Genomic DNA, 22,287 nt, shown 5'->3' with positions numbered 1-22,287 from the left:
TTTATACTTCCTAGTTTGATTTCCTGACGAAATATTAACCTGATGAAGTATAAATTTTCATACAATATGATGATTTATTTCTCCCCACCTTTAAACTTCCAATACAATAGTAACTACTTTAATTGAAATAACTTATATTTTTAAAGTTGATTGTAATTATATCATAAAATATATTTATGTAAGTTCCCTAAGAAGAAAAGTTATCGTGAATCATTTGTGAAGAAAATGTGAAATGCATAAATAAAAAGGTGTTACATTATTACGTAACACCTTTTTTAAAAATATCCTTCTTCTATTTCTCTTCAGGATAATCACAATACTCAATGATCGTGCCTTCTGTATCCGCCGGATTAAGGTAAATTAATCTTCTACCATGTTTATTCATTCGAAGTGTGTGTTCTAGTGTGCGAATACCTTGTTCTTTTAATTCTTCTAAAGCTACATCTAAATCATCTACACGATACGCGACGTGATGAACACCTTTCCCTTTTTGCTTTATAAATCGTGCTATTGGAGAAGTTGTATTATTCGTCGGAGCAAGTAATTCGATTCTATCACCATCAACTTCAAGAATAGCTACTTCGCTTTCAACACCGGGTGCTTCACTTACGTATCGATCTATTAAAGTTCCTGATAAAACCTTTTCATAAAAATGAATCGTACTATCTATATCACGAACTGCGATGCCGATATGATCAATTGTTTTTTTCATTTTATTTCCCCTACTACTTTATTTTTTCTATTCTTATCAATAGTAACAAAAAAAGTTATAGAATCAAATTCTATAACTTTTTAAATTCAACCTATTTTCTTATTCGCACTAGCTGCTGGTTGAACTTGATTTTTCACTTTTAAAATGCTAATGCCATATCCGATAAATCCGCCGATAATCGCTGGGAAGATCCAGCCTAATCCTACTTCCTGCATCGGAAGGAATTTAGTGAACACACGGCTTACTACTTCAATGTTAACTCCAGCTGCACTTAATCCATCAAATAAGCTGATGATAAACGTTACGATTAAACTCACTTGATAAACTTCAGCCCTTCCTTTGAATAATGAGTGGAAGAATGTTAAGAAAATCAACACGATTGCTAGTGGATAAATTGCTGTTAATACTGGAACAGAAACTGCGATTAATTGCGTTAATCCAACATTTGCAACAATAGCACTAAACACACATAACGTAATTGCAATTACCTTGTAAGGAACATTTGGGAATAACTTATGGAAAAATGAAGAACACGCTGATACAAGTCCCACACTAGTTGTTAAACAAGCAACTGTAATCATTAATCCTAATAATACCCCGCCATATGATCCAAAATAGTAGTTAGAAACTTTCGCTAATACTTCTCCGCCGTTTTCTAAATGTCCAAGCTTCGCAACACTTGAAGCTCCCATATAAGAAAGTGCTGTATAAATAATTGCTAGAATAGATGCTGCGATGATTGTCGCTTTTGCACAAACAACCATAATTTGTGTTTTCGTTTTCGCACCTTTTTCTTTAATTGCATTAATAATGATGATCCCAAATACGAACGATGCAAGCGTGTCCATTGTTAAGTATCCTTCTTGGAATCCTTTGAAAAATGCATGTGATGTATATCCTTCAACTGGTGCTTGCATCTCTCCAATCGGATGAATAAAAGCAACGATTACTAAAATACCAATGAATGTTAATTTAATTGGTGTTAATATTTTTCCAACAATATCGACAATTTTCGCAGGATTTAGCGAAAAAAAACAAGTGATGCTAAAGAATATAATTGTAAAAAGAATTAACGGTGTAGAACCTAATCCCTCTGGCATAAACGGCTTAAGACCAATTTCATAAGAAACATTTCCCGTTCTTGGTATTGCAAATAACGGACCGATCGCTAAGTATAAAACTGTCGTAAACACAATCCCGAATACCGGGTGAGCTCGACTTGCTAATGACTGTAAATCATCTTTACCTGAAAAACCAAATGCTAATACACCTAGTAATGGTAATCCAACACCTGTTACTAAAAATCCAGCGTTAGCAATCCATACATTCTCTCCTGCCGATTGGCCAAGCATCGCTGGGAATATTAAATTTCCTGCTCCAAAAAATAGTGCAAATAACATTAATCCGATAACTACTATGAACGAAAACGGTACTTTATTCGCCATAATATAACCCCCATTCAAATTTCCTTATCTTATTTCCAATTTTAACTAATTGAATTTTCTGAATATTTAATTTAAGTATCAACTATTCTTGAACTCATTATAGTTTGATATATAATATTTTGCAATACTATTTTCAAACTTTTCATTTATTTTATAAATATACATTTTTTAACATAGAAAATAGACTAAATAACCAACATGGTCATCCATGTTGGTTTTTCCATTTACTATCATTAATTAAAATTTCGCAGCTACTTTTTTAACGTTTTCTAAACCTTCTTCAACAATTTGTTGTGAGCGATCTGGATATTGATTGTGCCCTTCAATTACAACTGTCTCTGGATTTGTAATGCCCCAGAACCCAAGTACGTTTGTCACATAATTAACAGCCATTTCCATAGGAGCCATTTGTTCTGAAGAGTAATCTGAACCGCGAGCACCTAATACAACTACTTTCTTATCACCAGCTAAACCTTCTGGGCCGTTTGCTGTATATTTAAACGTTTTTCCAGCTTGAGAAAGATATGAAATGTAAGTAATTAATGGTGCTGGTACTGTAAAGTTCCATAATGGGAATGCAAATACTACTTTATCAGCCTCTAAAAATTGATTTAAATATTTATCTACTGTAGCAACTGCCTTCTCTTCTTCAGCTGTTATCTCCATTCCTTGACTACGTTTATATCCACCTGAAATAGCGATATTTCCGTAATACGGAAGATCTAATGCAAATAAATCTAACTCCGTAATTTCTGTATTCGGATTTGCTTCCTTATAAGCACTTACAAATGTTTCATACATCTTTGAACTAATTGCTTGCTCCGCTGGACGATCGTTTGCTTTTACAAATAATACTTTTGACATTGTTTTATTCCCCTCTACTTTTGTATTTTCTTCTTTTTTACCAAACAATGAGCTAAATAATCCCATTTTCTTCACCTAAACTTTCTTATCATATTCATTATTCATCATCATAAAAATTCTTATTCTAATAAAAAGTTCCAATTGATACCTTAACCTAAGCAAATCAAAACTTTTTGTTATTTAATTACCTTATGTAAGTGATTGTAATACACCTACTTACTTTAGTCAAGTAACTTTAAATGAAAAATAATATCTCGAATTAAAAATATTTAATAAAGATATTTCCTCAGTCAAAATGATCAATTCAAAAACACATAAGTGAAATACCTTGTATAATACAACTAGAGAGAGAAATTCATCTATAGAGAGGGTTTATTAATGAGTACTTTAGAAAAGGTTCAAACCTTTATCATTCTTGCAGCTGTTATGTTCGGGGTTATATTAGGACAATTTAATATGATACATATGTATTCGGAAAAATTTATTGTTCCCTTCTTATTTTTCATGCTTTATGGATTATTCCTCAGCATTCCATTGAAAGAAATAAAAAATGGATTCCGTAATTTAAAATTCGCTGGAACGAGCCTTACCATTAATTTTTTATGGACACCTTTACTCGCTTGGGGGTTAGGAGCACTATTTCTTTCCGATCATCCAGCACTTTGGATTGGATTTATTATGTTAATGGTTACTCCATGTACAGATTGGTATTTAATCTTTACTGAAATAGCGAAAGGAAATGTAGCACTTTCTACTGCAATTTTGCCTGTAAATTTAATTTTGCAAGTACTACTCCTTCCCATTTATTTATTTTTATTTGCTGGTGTCATGAAGACTGTAGCGGTTTCTGTTTTAGTAGAAAGCATTGTTATCGTAATCGTCTTACCATTTGTACTTGCACTCGCTACAAAGTTCATTATGAATAAACTGAAAAAAACTGAAACACTCGAGAATAAACTCATTCCGTTTTTCAGCTCTGCGCAAATTGTATTTTTAAGTTTAGCAATCGTAGCGATGTTTGCATCACAAGGTAAATATTTACTACAAAATATGAATGTCGTTTTACTATTACTCATTCCGGTTCTATTGTTCTTCATCATTAATTTTGTCCTAGGACAATTTATCGGGCGCATGATGCGTTTATCTTATAAAGATACAGTAAGTCTAAACTTAACAACATTAGCAAGAAACTCACCTGTTGCACTCGCTATTGCTGTAACAGCTTTTCCTGACGAGCCTCTTATTGCACTTGCACTCGTTATTGGACCGTTAATTGAACTGCCAGTACTTGCTTGTGTTTCACAAACGTTGTTACTTATTAAGAAAAAACAGCAATATACATAATAAAAAAACGTCCTACTTTGGGACGTTTTTTTATTTTCGAGAAATTATAGAAGCAACGATAATTATCCGCTCTAAGGATTTTATACGTTATAGAAAATTAATTTGTCGTTACATTAACAATGCCTTTCTAATTAAAAATTATAGGAAAAGTAAATATAACGAAAGCTGCCCAAAGTCCGTAGATTGGCAGATACTTCGTAACGGCATCTTGGATAGCTGTTGGTCCTGATTTGTTTTGTAGAAAACGCATATAGGAAAACATAATCCAAATGAGATTCGCCCAAATCAGTATGTTTACGCCTAAAACAGCAAGTCTATTAGGTGTAATCCCGTAAGAAGAAAGTCTGAATACGATAGCTGACAAAGCGACAGTGTCAATAATAAGTGCCAGAACAATTAAGGCAAAATTTATATAATCTGAAATGCTCTTTTTCTCGTCTGAGTCACTCTCAACGATAGAAAATATGGTAACAGCCAATACACCAAGGAGTATTCCGTTGAAGGCCATTAGAAAATTGCGGTCCAAGAATGGATTTTTTCCACTCCATATAACCGTTATAAGATAGATCAACAATGTAATCAGTACAAGCGGACTAAAAATTTTAGCTATATATGGTGTAATATTTTTAGCAAGTTTAAGGTTCATTGATACTAAGTATGTAGCCACTACAGCGAGGGCCGCAGCACCAAATAAAACAACATTACTAAAATAGAATTCTCCTATATCCAAGTCAACGAAGCTAAATAACTTCATAGTGAATACTGCTAGTATCATTCCGCTCACTGCCATGCTCGCGTAGAGAAGACAATATTCTAAATTAAATTTAATATAAGCTAACCTTGTACTGCCTTTTGAATATTCATTTCCTGTAAACGCAAGCCCTACTAAGACCCATAACAATATAGGAAGATGTAAATACGCAAGGATACTACTGTCTTTATAATTTAATGGCAACATATTAAGATACAACCCGGCAATTAAGAACAACGCTGCAAGGAAATAAATAATACTTTTTTTCGGAGTATTATTGTAAATAAAATAAGCAGTAATAAAAGGAATTACACCAAAAGCTAGGTTAATTGGAGCAATTGCTTCCTGCTCAACAAAGTGGAAAATGATTCTAGTGCTTAGCCCAGCTAGAATAGCTAACATGCCCATGAATAAGAAACCTTTTTGAAACAGCGATATTTTTTCTTTATTTTCCGTCTCCTTGAAATTCAACCTTTCATACCAAGCAGCTAGCACCTGAGAATCAGGGTTTTCATCCCATGCTTGTGAGAATGACTTTTTAAAAGCTTTTGGGTCTTTTCTATACATTCTCTCCAACTCATGAGGGTTATCCATATTTTCAATAATCAAATTGTTAATGTTCATATTTATACCTCCTCTAATTAAAAAAATAAAGTTGTTACCTTTTCCATAAAAAGCACCACACTTATTTATTATGATTTTGATTTTAATATAAATTTTATTGTTTTACAATAAATTTTTATTATTTTATAAAATATTTTTGTTGTATATTTTTATTCCAAGCAAAAACAAAAAGCATTCCTCATTCAAAGAAATGCTCTATAACTTTTTATAAACATCGGTGTAAGCTACTTTCAGCTGTTCTCTTCATTGCTTGTTTTTATTTTCTAATTTCTTATTTTTCCTTTATATAAAAGAAATGATCAAAATGATATAAGCGTCCAATTTAATAACACCTTTTCAAACAATTATTTCAAATAAATTTTAGTGCTAGTATACAAAACTCTGTAATTATAAAATAAAAAAGCATGACATAAAATTGTCATGCTTTTTCGTTTCTATCTATATTTTCAAACCTAATACAGCACATTTTACTCGGGAAAGAGCTTTTTCATTTGTTGAAACCACTTATGTCCTTGTATAAAAAGTTCTTTACTAATAAGTAATGTAATTACTGCGTTTTTCAAATTAGTAAAGAACTTTTTACCTTTTATTTATATAGCTACAGTCAGTTTTGAAACTTCCTTAAGTAAAGAACTTTTTATCCCGGCTCAATTTTTCGTAAGATGTCTTTATTACTTGATTGAAGGCTATTTTTGCTTTGTTCATATCTCCTAATCAACCATTTCCCAAAATTGAGATGCTACTTTGGAAATTCTTTGATCTTTTAATTTTACTATTACAGGCTCTAACTGAAAATCAAATTGTTTCAATTCAAAAAGCGTTGTATGTTCTAAAAATGATGATGTGTAATCCATTCTTGGAATAACAGATAATCCTAGTCCTCTACTAACAAGTGCTACAACCATCCTTATATCTTTACACTCAATAATGATATTTGGCTTGACTTGATGTTCATCAAATACTTTGAAAAGGTCTTCATTGAAGGAGAGTCCTTCCATTGCTCCTAGCATAATGAATGGAAACTGGGCAATCTGTTCAATCGTCACATGCTGTGATGAAAACGATGTTACCCAACTTGATGGAATAATCACAGCGGTTGGTTGTTTTTTTAATATTTTCATCTCATATTGTTCACTATTGCCCAATCGTAAAAGTAAGGCAACATCAATTTCTCTTTGTTCTAGTCTTTTTAATAATTCTTCTGAATTTCCAGTTACTATTTTTATTTTGACATTAGGGTATTGTGTTCTAAACGTACTAACATAGTCAATGAGCATATTCGAACATGTAGACGATACACCGATACTTACTGTTCCGCCTATACCTTGTTCAATTTCTTGAATTTGCTGCTTTACATCTTGAATTTGCATTAACATTTGATTGGCATATTGGTATAGTATTTCACCTGTTGCTGTAAGCTCCCATTTTTGACGATATCGATGAATTAAAATTGTGCCAAGATCAGTTTCAAGCTTTTTTAATAATTGGCTAAGTGGGGGCTGGGCGATATGGAGCACTTCTGCTGCTTTAGAAATGCTTCCTTGTTTCACAATTTCTTTAAAGTAATATAATTGTCGAAAATCCATTGTATCTCTCCGTCATATGTTTTTTGATATAATTAGTTTATCATATATATATTTTTCATATGTCGAATTTAGCGTTATATTTAATTCTATAGCTATAGTCTTTATATTGATAATATTAACTAGAAAGTGAGAGATACTATGAATCATTGGAGCAGAACCTTGAAGCGCATCATCTTATACGTGCTCGGGTTATTTTTTATGTCAATTGGCATTAGCATGTCGATTCAAGCAGGATTTGGTGTATCGCCTGTGTCATCATTAGCATATGCAAGTACGCTAACGATTGGTTTAACGGTTGGTGTGACAATGGCGCTTGCAAATGTTTTATACATTATTATTCAAGTGATTTTAAGTAAACGAATGGAGTTAAATGAATTTGTGAGTCAATTCATTATTTCGTTTTTATTTGGGGTTTTCATGGATGCAACGCTCTTCCTTATACAACTTTTCCCTGCACCTGAAACTCTCCTTGCTCGAAGTGTATATTTGATTGTTAGTTTATTTGTTATAGCGGTCGGTTTAATGGGCTATACAACAGCGAAACTGCCATTAATGCCGTATGATGCGTTAACTTATGCAATTAGTGAAAAATTTAATTTAAAATTCGGTAAAGCAAAAATTTTGAGCGATTTAATAAACATTTGTGTGGCTGGTGCAATCTGTATAGTTTTCATTCAATCATTAGGCTCAATCGGAATCGGCACACTAATTGCTGCCTATTTTATCGGCAAAATTTTAGGGTGGATGATACCGTATTATCAACCACCTCTCCAACAATGGGTATTTAAAACAGAAAAGGCTGTCTAAGGAATCATAATAAAGTACAGGTAAAATAGATGAATCAAATTCCTCAGCCGAAATCAAATAATGAATTTTACACCTTACCAAGTGCCAGTCCACATTAGGAATGGCACTTCTTTATTACTGCCTTTTCTTTGACCTTCTATCACTTTGGTTAAATGATAAAACAAACATTGTATTAAAACTAACCTGCCGTTTAGTTAAAGAAGGATCTTTAAACAACTTTTTTATATTTTAAAAGACTTTATTGCTACTTAACACTATTTCATACCATCTTTTCAAGCAATTATTTCAAATAAATTTTAGTGCTAGTATACAAAACTCTGTAATTATAAAATAAAAAAGCATGACATAAAATTGTCATGCTTTTTCTTTTCTATCTATATTTTCAAACCTAATACAGAACATTTTACTCGGGAAAGAGCTTTTTCATTTGTTGAAACCACTTAATTTTCAAAAACAAAATTAATCTTATTATCTTTCCACTCTAACTTCGCATCAAATGTTTTCTCGCCTTTTTTAAAGCCTTTAATTAAATCGGTCTTCTCACCTTTTAATAGCTTCGTCATGTTTTTTTGCGAAATTGTTTTACTTAATATCTTCTTCGAAATGGTAAAGTCACACTGTGTTGTATTATAGTTAGAACAACCGTAAAACGTTGACTTATCAATCACATCGCCATCACATTTTTTACAACTACCAACCTTTTTACCCGTTGTAAATTTCGATCCTTTTCGTTCAACCGATTCAACATGTAATCCAGTGAAATCCCATTTCTCCGACATTTCTACCGCGTCTTCAATAATTTTAGCTGATAGTTTTTTCGTTTGTTCCATAAATGTCGCTGGTGAAGCTGTACCTTCTCCAATTTCCGCAAGGCGTTGCTCCCATTTTGCTGTCATTTCTGGTGAAGCCAGTATTTTATCACCAATTGCTGTAATTAATACTTTTCCTTTATCGGTTGCGTACACTTGGTTTTTCTGTACATCTATATATTTACGGTCTTTCAGCATCGTAATAATACCTGCACGCGTTGCCTCAGTACCTAAACCTTCTGTTTTCTTTAATACTTTCTCAAGCTCTTCATTCTCTAAATACTTACCGGCCGTTTTCATTAACGTAATAAGTTGTCCTTCTGTATAACGCTTCGGTGGCTGTGTTTTTCCTTCTTTCACTTTCACCTTTACAACTTTTCCTTGTTCATCTTCAGCTACAATTGGAAGAATCGTTTCGTCATCTTTATCGTCTTGGAAAATAACTTTACGCCAACCTTCTTGAATTTGCTGTTTTCCTTTCGAAATGAACGCAGCACGTTCGTCCACAAGAGTTGTAATCGTTGTGTAATCAAAGATTGCTACTTCATAATGTGCCGCAATCAGTCTTCTTACGATCATATCGTAAATTTTCTTTTCATCACCTGATAGTTTGCTTGGATTTGTAACTTGCTCTGTCGGTATAATTGCGTAGTGATCTGTAACTTTCTTTTCATTCACATAACGCTTATTATTCATAATCGATTCAACTGGTGCTGGCAATAAACCTTTATATTCATCAAACTGACTTAACTTCTGCAAAATATCAGGGAACGTCGCTGCCTCTCCTTGTGTAACATAGTTAGAATCCGAACGGGGATAAGAGACAATCCCTTTTTGATATAGTGCTTGCGTTATATCAAGTGTCTTTTTCGGTGAAAATTTAAAGGCTTTATTCGCCGTTGCTTGCAGTGCTGATAAATTAAATAAAAACGGTGGCTGAAACTCTTTACGCTCCGTTTTCATTTCTTTTACTACAGCCGGTTTGTTTTGACAAAACGCTGCAATTTTATTTGCCAAATCAGGATCATTTAAGCGGGACTCATTATCTTTCTCCCATTTCCCCTCATACTTCTTTCCTTCTATATTAAAGGTTGCGAACACTTCCCAAAACGGCTCTGACTTAAAGTTCTCAATTTCTTTCTCACGCTTTACAATGAGTGCTAATGTTGGTGTTTGTACACGACCAGCGGAAAACACATCATTCATTCCTTTTTTCTTTAGCAAAATGCTAAAGACACGCGATGCATTCATACCAACGACCCAGTCAGCGCATGATCTTGTATATGCTTCATAATACGTATTAATCGTATCTGCTTCATCAAGTAAGTTTTTAAATCCTTGATAAATAGCTTGCTTCGTTAAAGACGAAATCCAAAGACGCTTCATTGGCTTTTGCACGTTGCAAAGATTAATAATATTTCGTACGATCAGTTCCCCTTCACGCCCAGCATCGCCCGCGTGAATAATTTCTGTTACCTGTGGATTATGTAACAGCTGTTTCACAACGTTAAATTGCTTATACTTTGACTTTGTTACCTCAAATTGAAAACGCTCTGGAATCATCGGTAACGTATTAAGTGACCATTTTTTCCACTCTGCGTGATAATGCTCTGGATTACATAACTGCGTCAAATGACCAATTGCCCATGTACAGTACGCTCCATTTGGAAATAACTCATTCGCTTCTACCTCTAAATATCCATCTTTTCGGCGATATTTAAACTGTGAAACAAGAGCCAAACCTTGATCTGGTTTCTCGGCTATGATTAATTTCATTTTATAACTCCCTATCTGTATTCCAGTGTTACTTTCATTGTATATCTGTTTAGAAGCGATGATAATACAACAATCTTATTTATCATTCGCGGTTTGTCTCACAAATGGAAGACCTATAATATTATACGCTTATTCTTTATGGCTTCACAATAGAAACTCATTATATAACAATTTCTTTCGCACGCTCATAGACAAAAAAGACGCTCAAAAATCGAGCGTCTTTTCCATTCACTACTACTTGCTTACATATATTCTCTCCAAATAAAAATACAACAATTCTTTATAAAGCATCGTCTACTAAGATAACCATCATTATTTGAGAATTATATTGAACTTACCTTTTTTAAATTGTGCAGATAATTTGCAGATATATATTAGCATAAGTATTCTCCATTTGAACATATGATGAAGTGAACGATAGGACAGGGAGGTATCTTGATGTTTGCTTATACGCTAACTACCTTAACACTTTGTTGTATCTCGATTATTATTACATCATATATTTCTAAACGTAAGGGTACCCTAATGGAGTATATGGTATTTATTATGTCTTTTAGTATGAGTATCGGTTTAAGTATCGGTTTTTATTTAGGGATTCTCTTGAAAGGAGAATTACTATATTCTACTTTGCTTGCTATTTTGATCAGTGGTTTTATCGGTTTTTTAGTCGGTCTACGTTTTCACCTGTATACCGCCTTAGAAGGAATGTTCTCTGGATTAATGGCAAGTATGATGGGCGCAATGATTACAGAAATGTTAAACGCTCAACAAGCTCATAGTATACTGTTTATTAGTCTTTTACTTACTATAACGATAACTATGTCATGTATGATTCAGCTTTTATCTGAAACCTTTTCTACTTTTATCCATCGTCGGTTTCTATTATTACTTTCCATCAGCGTAGTAATTGTTCTTACTGTATTCGTGACATTCCCAGATCACACTCCCCCATCTTCATCCGAGCATGATCAACATATGCATAACGCTAAAGACTAAAATATATAAAGCAGTTATCCTATGGATAACTGCTTTATATTATTCTGGCTTATTAGGAATGTTAGGGTTTGGAACATAATCAGATTTATAATCTGTATATTTCACTTCTGTTACCATCCCCGCTGAAGCATAGTGTAAATCATGACAGTGGAACATCCATTCACCCGGATTGTCTGCTACAAAGGCTACTTCATATTCTTCTCCTGGTTTTAAGTTCAATGTATCTTTCACAATTGGAGAACCTTCTATCGGTTTTCCATCTTTACTCAACACCTGGAAGAAGTGACCATGTAAATGCATTGGATGATCGTCCATTTTAGAACGATTTACCAATTTTACTTTTACTAAATCACCCTTTTTTACTGGAATTGGATCAATATCCGGAAATACCTTTCCGTTAATTGTATATACCATTTCATTTCCATTCATTTGCGTATTTAAGTCCATATTATATGTGGCAGTATACTTCTGATTTAACGTGAAGCTACCTAATTTTTTAGCACCATATTTCGTCATATCTAATTTTGGTAGTTTTTCTTTTTCGTTTGCTTTGTCTTTCATCTCTTTACTACCTTCATATTCAATAACTGCTTTCATTCCTTTTGCGCCTTTATTTTCTGAATGGTCTTCAACATACCATTTCCCAGGATTATTAGCAGTAAATTCAATATCATAACGTTCACCCGGTGCGATTGAAATTACTTTATCCTTTATAACTTTTGGATCGTTAATTGGTTGACCATCTGTTGCAATTACTTTTATATCATGACCGTGAACGTGTATATCATGTGATAGATAACCCGCATTAACGAGTCGAAGACGAACTTTATCACCCTTATTCACTTTTAATGGCTCTACTAAATCTTCGCTTTTACCATTGATTGTGAATAAGTCTTACATACTCATATCATGTCCTTCCATCTTCATATTTCCATGATCCATGCCTGCCATATTGTCAGATTCTTTTTTATCACTCTTCATGTCCATACCGGAATGGTCCATGCCTTTCCTATCATCATTCTTTTTCGTATTTTCATTATCCTTAGATTTATTACCTGTTGGCCCTTTTGTCATTTCTTTTAACTGCTTATTAATTTCTTCTTTATCTGTTACCCATTCATCTAACATTAACGTGTAATCTTTATCATACTTTTCATTTGTATCCTCTACAATAAGAGCACCATATAAGCCTCTATCTAGTTGATTTACAGAATCTTGATGTGAATGATACCAATACGTTCCTGGTACGTTCGCTTCAAATTCATAGGTGAAACTTTTTCCTGATTCAACCGCATCTTGTGTCACGCCTGGAATTCCATCCATGTTATTTGGGACAGGATACCCATGCCAATGAATAGATACTGGTGCAGGTAATTCATTTTTTAATGTCACTTTAACCTTTTCACCTTTTTTCACTCTGATTTCTGGACCTGGGGATGAGCCATTAAATGTCCAGACTGGAACAATAACACCGCTACTTAGCTTTTGTTTTTCTTCTTTCGCTACTAAAGTAACTTCTGGCCCTTTTACAACTTTCAATGGCTTTGTAGCCGTTTCAGTCTGTGTTGTTTTTTTATCATTCATATTTTTATGATCATTTGTTGTATTTGTGGTCGCAGAACACGCAGCAATTAAAAATATTACGGAGACTGTAACTGCTGTTAATACAAATCTCTTCATGGAAAATTCCTCCTTTTTCTTTTTCAAGATTATTATAGAAGACAATTTTCAAGAAAATATGAAGATATAAAATGAGCAAAATAAAAAGGCACCCAAAATTGAGCGCCTCTTCTAACTATTATTTCGTAACAACTTCATCTTCTTTTACATTTACATTATTTTCTCTCATAAACTCTTCAATCTCTTCAACTTCTCTAATGATATCTTTAGACAAGTTTTCATACCCGTCCTTTGTGATAAGAATATCATCTTCAATACGAATCCCAATTGATTCTTCTTCAATATATAGACCTGGTTCAATCGTAATGACCATACCTTCTTCTAATACTCTATCTTTGTATGTTCCTACATCATGAGTATCTAAACCTAGGAAATGACTCACGCCATGATAATAATATTTAGATAGTTCCTCATCTTCTTGAATTAAACCAATTGCTTTACACTCTTCTGCTAGTACTTTTTTTGTATGCTCATTTAATGCAGCAAACTTTAATCCTGGCTTAATAAGCTCAGTTGTTTCTTTCAATGCTTTTAACACGATATTATATATTTGTTTTTGGCGACTAGAGAATGTTCCATTTGCCGGGAATGTATAACTAATATCAGCGTTATAGTAGTCTTTTTGAGCGCCTAAGTCTAGCAGTACTAAATCACCATTTTGAATTTGTGCATCATTGTCTTCATAATGAAGAACTGTAGCATTTTTACCACTCGCCAAAATTGTATTGAACGCATGATGCTTAATTCCAGATGATTTCAGCGTGAAATCAAAATGTGCTTCTAATTCATATTCCATCGCATCTGCTTTTGCATGCTTCAGCACGTTATAAATACCCTCTTTAGTAACAGCGATAGCTTCTTTAATGATTTCAATTTCTTCCTCTGTTTTAAACACTCGTAATTCACAAATGTTTGAATAAACATTTCCAATTGTTATGTGCGGGTACTGTTCTCTTACGTGTTTAGCAAATGCTAACGTTTTCGTCTCAGTACCGTTCCACTCACGAAGTTCCAAGTCTAAATTCACTTGTTTCACATTTTCTGTGAAAAGTGTATTTGCCATTGTCTTTTCAAAGCTATCTAAATATACGACTTTCTTTAGACCTGAAATTTTCTCTGCTTCTTCGTTAGAAACTGTTTTACCGACCCATTTTTCCATTACTGGATCTGACTTTTCAATGAAAAGAGTTTCTTCTACACTACCTCCAAACTTCTTCAACATGAAAATAACATTTGGTTCATCAATTCCTGTTACATAGTAAAAGTTTCGATTCGGCACAAATTTATAATGTGCATCCGCTGACATATGAGGTGCTTGCCCAGCAAATAAAATAGTAATAGATTCATCTGGTAATATGTTTACTAATCGTTCTCTATTTTGAGCAAAAAATGTTGATTCCATAATAACCCCCCTAGCGTTCTATGTATACTGGTAAATCTAATTACCCAATACAATTTATTCTATTATTGTTATAATTTTTCGTCAATTAATAGTGCTCATATAGAAAATAAAACTTTCATACTAGGCGCTCTTTCACTCGCAATTATGCATATCACTCCACAATTTCTTGACATTTATTCCATATACTTAAAATCTCATATATAGGAAAGGGGCCTACAAATTTGAAACATTATGTAGCAACAGGGTTAGCAATTACTTCTTTATTCATAATTTCAGGATGTTCTAGCAATGTCGAAACAGCACCAGTGAAAAAAGAAACCGTGCAATCTCAACCCCAAAATACAGAAACAGCAAATAAGATTCCGCAAAACTTCTATAAAGAAATTACATCTGGAAAAATCGAGCACATTCATGGAATTGGCTATGCAGGAAATATGCCTGGGATTTCTATCGCCACGCACAGTGGTATAAAAGTTTATCAAGATGGCAAATGGTTTGAAACTACTACACAGTTACACGATTATATGGGCTTTCAGGCAACAAAAAATGGATTTTTTGCTAGCGGGCATCCTGAACCAGGAGCAAACTTAAAAAATCCTTTAGGATTAATGAAAAGTTCTGATGGCGGTAATACCCTTGAAAAGCTAGCGTTTTATGGAGAATCTGATTTTCATAACCTTGCTGTCGGATATAATACGGAAGCAATTTATTTATCCAATGAGCGTCCAAATTCTAAATTAAAACAAGGTTTTTATTTCAGTACGAACAACGGACAAGATTGGAAAAATAGTAAGTTAAAAGGTCTTTCAAGTACGATTCATTCCTTTTCCGTACATCCGGATCAAGCTAGTGTAGTCGCGGTAAGCGCTAAAGACGGTGTTTATTTATCTACAGATTACGGAAATACATTTGAACTATTCTCTACATCACTTGAATCGACAGCCGTTACATTAAGTAGTGAAGATGTTATTTACGCCCCTATCAATAAGCAAATCGTAATGAAGAAATCAATTGCTACAAATGAAGAGAGGAGTATACAAATACCACCTTTAGATTCTAAAGATACAATTATGTACATATCACAAAATCCTCAAAATTCAGCTGAAATAGTTTTTGCTACAATGAAAGCAAATGTATTCCTCTCTACAGATGACGGTAAAACGTGGAAACAGCTTACTAGAAATGGAAAATTCCAATTTAATTAGAAAGGTGAATATAACGTGTTTTCAACAATTAGCGAGTTGAGTTATCAACTCATGTCTCCTTTAATGGATGTCGCGAATGCTACGAAATCAATTCCTCTTTTATTTGCGTTTTTATTAGGCATTGTAGGTACCCTTGCTCCTTGCCAATTAACAGGAAACATTAGCGCTATTACACTTTATGGGAATCAATCTTTACAAAAAGGACATGCATGGAAACATATATTGTTATTCATTTTAGGAAAAATAATAGCTTTTACGACGCTTGGACTTTTAGTATGGTTCTTAGGAAAAGAGATTCAGCAAATATTAACTTTGTATTTCCCATGGTTACGAAAAATGATTGGACCTTTATTAATTTTAATGGGGCTAATGTTGTCAGGCATTATAAAAGGAGGTAATTTCTTCTCTACCATCTTCCCTATCAAATTTATACAAAAACAAAGTAAGGTCAGCTCATTTTTACTTGGATTCTTCTTTTCCTTAGCTTTCTGTCCGACTATGTTCGTTCTATTTTTCGGAACGTTAATCCCTTTATCTTTCTCATATAATTATGGTTACTTGTTTCCAACATTCTTTTCGATAGGAACTGCTCTGCCTATCGTTGTATTAATGTCCATCATCTCCTACCTTGGATTAAATGGGGCACTACTTAAAAAGAGCAGAAAAATAGGAAAAATCATTCAACTTATAACAGGAGTACTACTCATTTTAATTGGATTTTATGATATATCCTTATATTGGATATAAATAAAAAAGGTAAGTTCCAGTGACTTGAACTTACCTTTTTTTCCATTATATTCAACTCTTCTGCATACCCTTTTGCTTCATCTCCCACTTTTTATACAGTAGTACTGCACCAAATAAAAATACCCCTGCAATGAATGAGCCTACTGGTAACATTTTTATCATTTCATCAGGAAATACGAGCGGAAGTAACGGAAATGCATAAGCTGCTGGAATACGTACTCCAACGATTTTTAATAAAATAAGCATTAATATCATATTGAATAAAGTGACTACAATCCATGAATCAATTGCAAAATACAATAAAGTTCCAACAGTTGCTGATGTAGTTAATACTACTATTTGTTTACATGCCATTTTTTCATTGTACATCGGTTTTTGAAGTGATTCATACACAACGACTAGAATTGGCGGAATAACCGCTAATTGTTCATAACCAGTTATCCAACATAAACTGATCCATACAAAATTTAAAAATAGAAATACAACCATATATTTATATTGGATTTTAACTTTTCTCTCAATACCGTTATTCAATTTAAAAATAAGAACACCAATCATTAAAATAAATGTCAAAACGAAGACTGAGATAACAAATGACCATTCCGTCGCATTTGTTACTAATGGTAATAAACCTGTCGCAATAGATGGTGCTAAATTGGATTGAATAATACGTAAAAACAACATCATTAATATAAGTGTTAAGCTAACTTTTCCTATATAGGAAATATCCATTTGATTCACTGCAAAACCAATAACAGCTGTTATTGACAGTGCAATAAAGATTTTTTCTGGTTGTCTTAACCACCCTGGCTCACGATACACCCATAAAGCAATTGCCATTGCTGCTATTTCCGGCAAAATGACTTCTGGATCATTTAATAACACACCTGCTGTTACCATAGCTAAAATAAATAAAATAGCAATCGTATATGAGATGATTGTTTCTTTCTTTGAAATTACTGCATTCATTATTACATACTCCTTTTTGCTTATTACTCTCATAAAGTAAAACAATACCTTAATATACCCTACTAAGGTATTGTATATTAACATCTTTTCTATTTCAAGTATTTGTAGTTTTTTCATTCTTTATCACCCCCTACACTTACAAAACAAGGCATGTTTATGGGCATTGACACTTATTAAAAGATAGGTTAAAATAACTATACATTAGTAAGTAACTAATGTAATTAAATTTAACTAGAGGTGAAAACAAATGAAAAACATTTTATTCCGTATTAACGAATTATCAAAAAAAGAAAAAGCATCTGGATTAACAGTTGATGAAAAACAAGAGCAACAAATGTTGCGTCAAAACTATACAAAAACATTTCGCGGGAGCTTAGATTCCATTTTATTAAATACAAAAATCGTTGATCAAAATGGTCTTAACGTTACACCAGTTGCCTTACAAGATGCTCAAATACGTTTAAAATTAAGCAAATGAAATCAAGGCTAAAAAAACGATCGTATAAAACATAAAAAGAGCTGGATTTCCTATATAGAAATTCCAGCTCTTTTTATTGTCTTTTCTAATTTAGTATACGAGCGATACATCGCAATTCTCCACGATACGATCATCGCAAAAGCGAGTAAGAAAAACATTCCACTTAATTGGGTTAAATCAATCGACTGACTTAAATATGATTTTAATGCTACTCGTACTGCTAATAATCCAACTAAAATAAATATAAATGCTTTAGACGGTTTCATATATATATGTTCGCCTCTTATTTCGAACTTAGTTGTTTTAATAAGAAACATAGAGAAAATAAGTCCTACGCTAATTGCCTCTACTATTTCTAACGATGTTAACCGAAACTCTGGTAAGAAGTACATCGATGCACCAGTACTCATAAAGATTGGCGGTAATATAATTTTCTTTTTCGTTACCGGTTTTTTCGCTGACTTAAAGCGAAGAAACATCACTCCAACAGCCATACAAACCGCTACAATACTTGATAAAAGTGCTAAACTCATATTCTCCACTCCTATCTATTTAAAAGACTTTTTTAGCAAAATCATAAACCAAACAAGCCCAATACTTATAATGACATGACCTAATCCAGCCATATGGCTTAAACCATTAAAGTCAGTTCCGTTTACTTGTAGAAGACCTCTAAATACCATTGTAGCAATAGTAAAAATTAATCCTACATTATAAACAACAAACCACGCACGAAAACTTTTTGTTTCATGGACATTAAACACTTTAAATAGAGCTAAAGCGATCAAAAAGAATACGAAGCCGAGCACTAATACGTGTGTATGCACTAATTGCAACATAGTGGATCCTTTAATTCCTTGCGCTTTCGTATACTCTCTTGCAAATACACCTGATAATAAACCAATAATTAAGTAAATGAATGCTGCATTATATAATTTTTTCATTATATTCCTCCTGCTGTAGAACGACAATTTATATCGTCACTTTCCATATTCACTCCAATTATTTTACGTAAAGTTTATGAACGGAATATGAACGGAATGTTACATTCTATTATTGGAAACAAAAAAGCCATTCCACAACTTTTCCTTGTGGAATGGCTTTTACTTATTTTAAATCTTCAATTGTGAAAGCACCCGGTAATAACTGTTCAACCGTCACTTCTTTTTCATCGCCTTTTACATTCGTTAGTAAAACTGGCATTTTCGGATCACAAAATTCAGCAATCACTTGTCTACAAGCACCACATGGTGAAATAGGTCCGTCAGTTTCTCCTGTAATGACTAAGTAACTAAAGTCGCGCTCACCTTCTGATACTGCTTTAAATATTGCTGTTCTTTCTGCACAGTTACATAAACCGTAAGAAGCGTTTTCTATATTACAACCAGTATAGATTTTACCTTCTTTTGTAACTAATGCTGCACCAACAGGAAATTTAGAATACGGAATATACGCTTTCGATAACATCTTATTTGCTTCTTCAATATATTTTTTCTTATCCATATTATTTCCTCCTCAAAGTAAATGCAATATTGATTAGTCAGTAATAACTGTATGAACTAATTTAGGAGCCACTGCTGTTTCAGCGATAGAAATGTTCTCATAAATTTTTGCTTTTACATCTTCTACATTTTCGCGATTTGCATAAATCGTTACGAACGGCTCGCCTTCTTTTACTGCATCGCCAACTTTTTTACGTAACATTAAACCTACCGCTAAATCGATTTCATCTTCTTTTGTCGCACGACCAGCACCTAATAACATAGCTGCGATACCGATTTCATCTGCAACAATGTTTGAAATCACACCTGAAGTTTTTGCAGGTACATCAATTACATACTTCGCTTGTGGCATTTTTTCTGGATTGTCTACAATCGAGCTATCTCCGCCTTGATTGCTTAAGAACTCTTTAAATTTCTCAGTTGCTTTTCCATTTTTCATAACTTCAATTAACATTTCACGAGCTTCTTCTAATGTATTTGCTTTTTTCGCAAGTACAACCATTTGGCTACCTAATACAAGTACTAATTCTGTTAAATCTTCTGGACCTTCGCCTTTTAAAGTATCAATTGCTTCCTTCACTTCTAGAGCGTTACCAATCGCAAAGCCAAGAGGTTGTGACATATCTGAAATAACAGCCATCGTTTGACGTCCAACATTATTTCCGATACGTACCATTGCATGAGCTAATTCTTTTGCATCTTCTTCTGTTTTCATAAATGCGCCAGCACCTGTTTTTACATCAAGTACGATCGCATCAGCACCAGCTGCTATTTTTTTACTCATAATTGAACTTGCGATTAGAGGAATCGAGTTTACTGTTCCTGTTACATCACGAAGTGCATAAATCTTTTTATCTGCAGGTGTTAAGTTTCCTGTTTGTCCGATAACAGCCACTTTATCACGATTTACAATATCAATGAATTGCTCTTTCGTAATTTCAACATGGAACCCTTCCACTGCTTCTAATTTATCGATTGTTCCGCCCGTATGTCCTAAACCACGACCAGACATTTTTGCTACTGGTACATCTAAAGCAGCAACTAATGGTCCTAATACTAAAGTTGTTGTATCACCAACACCGCCAGTTGAATGTTTATCTACTTTTATGCCTTCAATTGCTGATAAGTCAATCGTTTCTCCAGACTCAACCATTGCCATCGTTAAATCTGCACGTTCGCGATCTGTCATATCTTTAAAAAAGATTGCCATTGCAAGTGCACTTGCTTGATAATCAGGAATACTTCCGTCTGTATAACCGTTAATAAAGAAATTAATTTCTTCAGTTGTTAATTCTTTTCCATCACGTTTTTTCGCAATAATATCTACCATTCTCATTACAATCACCATTCCTTTTTATATTATATGAATCTGTTAAAATAATAAGCCAACGATTGTTGCTGATAAGAAACTTACTAATGTTGCACCGAAAAGTAATTTCAAACCAAATCTTGCGACTACATTCCCTTGTTTTTCATTTAAGCTCTTAACTGCTCCAGCAATAATTCCAATTGAAGAGAAGTTTGCAAATGAAACTAAGAATACAGATATAATCGCTGTCGTTCTATCTGAGAAATTAAAGTTTCCTTTTGCTAAATCTGTCATAGCGACAAACTCATTTGATACTAATTTTGTTGCCATAATATTTCCGGCATTAACTGCTTCATGCCAAGGTACACCCATAATAAATGCAAATGGTGCAAATACATAGCCAAGAATTTCTTGGAATGAGATACCGATTACACCTTTAAATACTGCATTAATGAATGCGATAAGAGCAACGAAACCAATTAACATAGCTGCCACTGTAATCGCAACTTTAAATCCATCTATAATGTATTCCCCTAATACTTCAAAGAATGTCTTTTTCTCTTCTTCTTGTACTTCTAACATATCCTCTTCTTCAGTAACTTCGTACGGGTTAATGATAGAAGCAATGATGAAACCACCGAATAAGTTAAGCACTAAAGCGGTTACAACATATTGCGGTTTTAATAACACCATATATGATCCAACGATAGACATAGAAACGGTAGACATTGCAGATGCACATAATGTATACATTCTTTTCTCTGGCAATAATCCTAGTTGTTTCTTAACTGAAATAAACACTTCAGATTGTCCTAAAATCGCAGAAGCTACCGCGTTATATGATTCTAGTTTCCCCATTCCATTTACTTTGCTTAATACTAGACCGATAGATTTCACAATAATAGGTAATACTTTAATATGTTGCAAAATACCTATTAAAGCTGATATAAATACGATTGGCATTAATACACTTAAAAAGAATGAAAACTCTTTTTGATTTACTAATCCACCAAATACGAAGTTCACACCATCAGCGGCATATTTTAATAATTCTCCAAAACCATCTGCTATTCCGCTAATTAATATATTCCCTACACTTGTATTTAATAATAAAAATCCCAAAATGAATTGTAATATAACCATCGTTATGATTGGGCGATATTTGACTTTCTTTCTATCATTACTAGCAAGCCAAGCGATACCTAAAATCAATACGAGGCCTAAAACACCGATTAAGTATTTCATAAGCCGTCTCCTCCCATTCGTATCCGCTTACATTCT

General features: G+C 33.4%; 19 protein-coding genes and 1 pseudogene. 6 read left to right on the top strand and 14 right to left on the bottom strand.

All coding sequences use genetic code 11. The annotated features are described in order from the left end of the window. Positions 1 to 292: 292 nt before the first annotated feature. The 3 genes from MRBLBA3_RS12925 to MRBLBA3_RS12915 all read right to left on the bottom strand — a co-directional run bounded on the left by MRBLBA3_RS12925 (position 293) and on the right by MRBLBA3_RS12915 (position 3,087). Positions 293 to 712 (bottom strand): VOC family protein, encoded by a 420-nt coding sequence (locus MRBLBA3_RS12925; RefSeq protein WP_000750832.1) that lies wholly within the window; start codon positions 710 to 712, stop codon positions 293 to 295. Between the two features lie 86 nt (positions 713 to 798). Beyond that, the gene (gene brnQ / locus MRBLBA3_RS12920) at positions 799 to 2,157 is read right to left on the bottom strand and encodes a branched-chain amino acid transport system II carrier protein (RefSeq protein ID WP_212090270.1); all 1,359 of its coding nucleotides are present in this window, start codon (positions 2,155 to 2,157) and stop codon (positions 799 to 801) included. A gap of 237 nt (positions 2,158 to 2,394) precedes the next feature. Further along, the gene (locus MRBLBA3_RS12915; RefSeq protein WP_000522520.1) at positions 2,395 to 3,087 is read right to left on the bottom strand and encodes an FMN-dependent NADH-azoreductase; all 693 of its coding nucleotides are present in this window, start codon (positions 3,085 to 3,087) and stop codon (positions 2,395 to 2,397) included. Positions 3,088 to 3,399: 312 nt separating this feature from the next. On the opposite strand from MRBLBA3_RS12915, the gene MRBLBA3_RS12910 reads away from it, so the two are divergent. Next, on the top strand, positions 3,400 to 4,365 hold the full coding sequence (locus tag MRBLBA3_RS12910) for an arsenic resistance protein (RefSeq protein WP_363381551.1): 966 nt from the start codon (positions 3,400 to 3,402) through the stop codon (positions 4,363 to 4,365). 127 nt (positions 4,366 to 4,492) lie between these two features. Here the strand turns inward: MRBLBA3_RS12910 and MRBLBA3_RS12905 are convergent, their stop codons facing one another. Then, complete coding sequence (locus tag MRBLBA3_RS12905) at positions 4,493 to 5,740, bottom strand: DUF4153 domain-containing protein (protein ID WP_212090253.1); 1,248 nt, start codon at positions 5,738 to 5,740, stop codon at positions 4,493 to 4,495. A 710-nt stretch (positions 5,741 to 6,450) separates the two neighbouring features. Further along, a complete protein-coding gene (locus MRBLBA3_RS12900; protein WP_363381549.1) occupies positions 6,451 to 7,326 on the bottom strand; it encodes a LysR family transcriptional regulator in 876 nt (291 codons plus the stop codon). Positions 7,327 to 7,464: 138 nt separating this feature from the next. Here MRBLBA3_RS12900 and MRBLBA3_RS12895 point away from each other — a divergent pair, with 138 nt between their 5' ends. Continuing rightward, positions 7,465 to 8,133: a YczE/YyaS/YitT family protein gene (locus tag MRBLBA3_RS12895; RefSeq protein ID WP_212090249.1), complete on the top strand. Its 669-nt coding sequence runs from the start codon at positions 7,465 to 7,467 to the stop codon at positions 8,131 to 8,133. Positions 8,134 to 8,573: 440 nt separating this feature from the next. Here the strand turns inward: MRBLBA3_RS12895 and topB are convergent, their stop codons facing one another. After that, positions 8,574 to 10,718: a DNA topoisomerase III gene (gene topB, locus MRBLBA3_RS12890; protein ID WP_212090246.1), complete on the bottom strand. Its 2,145-nt coding sequence runs from the start codon at positions 10,716 to 10,718 to the stop codon at positions 8,574 to 8,576. Between the two features lie 438 nt (positions 10,719 to 11,156). Between topB and MRBLBA3_RS12885 the strand changes: the two genes are divergently transcribed. Further along, positions 11,157 to 11,714 carry a hypothetical protein gene (locus MRBLBA3_RS12885; RefSeq protein WP_000458524.1) on the top strand — a complete coding sequence of 186 codons (558 nt, stop codon included), beginning with the start codon at positions 11,157 to 11,159 and terminating at the stop codon, positions 11,712 to 11,714. Between the two features lie 39 nt (positions 11,715 to 11,753). Here MRBLBA3_RS12885 and MRBLBA3_RS12880 read toward each other — a convergent pair. Beyond that, positions 11,754 to 13,394: pseudogene (locus MRBLBA3_RS12880) on the bottom strand (multicopper oxidase family protein). 118 nt (positions 13,395 to 13,512) lie between these two features. Beyond that, positions 13,513 to 14,796, bottom strand: a complete 1,284-nt coding sequence (locus tag MRBLBA3_RS12875; protein WP_212090240.1) for an aminopeptidase P family protein — start codon at positions 14,794 to 14,796, stop codon at positions 13,513 to 13,515. Between the two features lie 221 nt (positions 14,797 to 15,017). Here MRBLBA3_RS12875 and MRBLBA3_RS12870 point away from each other — a divergent pair, with 221 nt between their 5' ends. Beyond that, the gene (locus MRBLBA3_RS12870) at positions 15,018 to 16,001 is read left to right on the top strand and encodes a F510_1955 family glycosylhydrolase (protein ID WP_363381545.1); all 984 of its coding nucleotides are present in this window, start codon (positions 15,018 to 15,020) and stop codon (positions 15,999 to 16,001) included. Between the two features lie 15 nt (positions 16,002 to 16,016). Next, complete coding sequence (locus MRBLBA3_RS12865) at positions 16,017 to 16,748, top strand: sulfite exporter TauE/SafE family protein (RefSeq protein WP_245003019.1); 732 nt, start codon at positions 16,017 to 16,019, stop codon at positions 16,746 to 16,748. A gap of 51 nt (positions 16,749 to 16,799) precedes the next feature. Here the strand turns inward: MRBLBA3_RS12865 and MRBLBA3_RS12860 are convergent, their stop codons facing one another. Beyond that, a complete protein-coding gene (locus tag MRBLBA3_RS12860) occupies positions 16,800 to 17,717 on the bottom strand; it encodes an HPP family protein (RefSeq protein WP_212091527.1) in 918 nt (305 codons plus the stop codon). Between the two features lie 247 nt (positions 17,718 to 17,964). Here MRBLBA3_RS12860 and MRBLBA3_RS12855 point away from each other — a divergent pair, with 247 nt between their 5' ends. Further along, the gene (locus MRBLBA3_RS12855; protein WP_061689763.1) at positions 17,965 to 18,195 is read left to right on the top strand and encodes a DUF896 domain-containing protein; all 231 of its coding nucleotides are present in this window, start codon (positions 17,965 to 17,967) and stop codon (positions 18,193 to 18,195) included. 50 nt (positions 18,196 to 18,245) lie between these two features. On the opposite strand, the gene MRBLBA3_RS12850 is transcribed toward MRBLBA3_RS12855, so the two are convergent. The 5 genes from MRBLBA3_RS12850 to MRBLBA3_RS12830 form a co-directional block, all read right to left on the bottom strand. Beyond that, positions 18,246 to 18,728 (bottom strand): CcdC family protein, encoded by a 483-nt coding sequence (locus MRBLBA3_RS12850; RefSeq protein ID WP_212090234.1) that lies wholly within the window; start codon positions 18,726 to 18,728, stop codon positions 18,246 to 18,248. 15 nt (positions 18,729 to 18,743) lie between these two features. Then, the gene (locus MRBLBA3_RS12845) at positions 18,744 to 19,139 is read right to left on the bottom strand and encodes a DUF2871 domain-containing protein (protein WP_000737877.1); all 396 of its coding nucleotides are present in this window, start codon (positions 19,137 to 19,139) and stop codon (positions 18,744 to 18,746) included. Between the two features lie 163 nt (positions 19,140 to 19,302). Further along, on the bottom strand, positions 19,303 to 19,698 hold the full coding sequence (locus MRBLBA3_RS12840; RefSeq protein ID WP_000358534.1) for a cytidine deaminase: 396 nt from the start codon (positions 19,696 to 19,698) through the stop codon (positions 19,303 to 19,305). Positions 19,699 to 19,731: 33 nt separating this feature from the next. Continuing rightward, on the bottom strand, positions 19,732 to 21,033 hold the full coding sequence (locus tag MRBLBA3_RS12835) for a pyrimidine-nucleoside phosphorylase (protein WP_002165965.1): 1,302 nt from the start codon (positions 21,031 to 21,033) through the stop codon (positions 19,732 to 19,734). Between the two features lie 36 nt (positions 21,034 to 21,069). Next, complete coding sequence (locus tag MRBLBA3_RS12830) at positions 21,070 to 22,251, bottom strand: NupC/NupG family nucleoside CNT transporter (RefSeq protein WP_000876193.1); 1,182 nt, start codon at positions 22,249 to 22,251, stop codon at positions 21,070 to 21,072. Positions 22,252 to 22,287: the final 36 nt, after the last annotated feature.

It is taken from the genome of Bacillus sp. LBA3-1-1.1 (assembly GCF_040676495.1).
In the GTDB taxonomy this organism is placed as follows: Bacteria; Bacillota; Bacilli; order Bacillales; family Bacillaceae_G; genus Bacillus_A; species Bacillus_A nitratireducens.
This window is presented reverse-complemented; position numbering and strand designations above follow the sequence as displayed.